The following is a 709-nucleotide window of genomic DNA, read 5'->3' as shown; positions in this document are numbered from 1 at the left end:
CCGGGGTGGCGGCGCCACCGGCCCCGGGGTGACCGCCCACCAGCCCGGCGCGGAAGAGGCCCTGCTCGACGCGGCGGGCCGCGGCGGTCTCCAGCGCCTCCCTGAGCGGCCCGTCCCGCAGGACCGCGCCGGTACCGAGCAGCCCCTCGACCACGGCGAGCGCCCCGGTGACGTCCCCGTGGCCGAGCCGCTCCCGCACCGCGGGCAGCGCGTCCGGGCTGCGGTGCACCGCGTCGATGCAGTTGGTCCGGGTCGTGATCGACCGCCGTCAGTACACCGTCCCGCAGTGCGATGCGGTGGACCTCGCCCCGGCACTGAACGCGGTGCGGATCAGCGTGAGCCGGGGCCGGGCGGAGGTCCGGAGGTGGCGCGGCGGACGCCGGGAGTGCCGCGCCGACGAGCGGATGCAGGCTCTCGGCGCCTCGGGCAGGACGCGCGCGGCGGCCTCCGGCAGCAGGGGCAGCGCGGCGACCTCCTGCGGTGGGAGCGCCCGCCGCACCGCCCGCACGGTCGGTGCGTGGCTCGCGTCGGGGGCGACGAGTTCGTGCACGACCCGTCGTCCGCGCGGACCCAGCCGTACGGTGAAGACGCCGCGCGACCGCCCCGCACCCTCCCACCACGACTGCCCCTCGGCCCGCAACAGCAACTCCGCCTCGGCGGCCCAACTGCCCACCGCCCAGCCGGAATCGGCGAACCCGGTCTGCCCGCT

1 pseudogene is annotated in these 709 nt (G+C 78.3%); it reads right to left on the bottom strand.

Features of this window, described 5'->3' with window-relative positions:
• Positions 1-709: pseudogene (locus AB8Z36_RS42045) on the bottom strand (hypothetical protein); the annotation flags it as partial.

The sequence above is a fragment of the Streptomyces flavofungini genome, from assembly GCF_041028215.1.
Classification (GTDB): Bacteria; Actinomycetota; Actinomycetes; order Streptomycetales; family Streptomycetaceae; genus Streptomyces; species Streptomyces flavofungini_B.
Note: the sequence above shows the minus strand (reverse complement) of the source record. Positions and strands in the feature narration are given on the sequence as shown.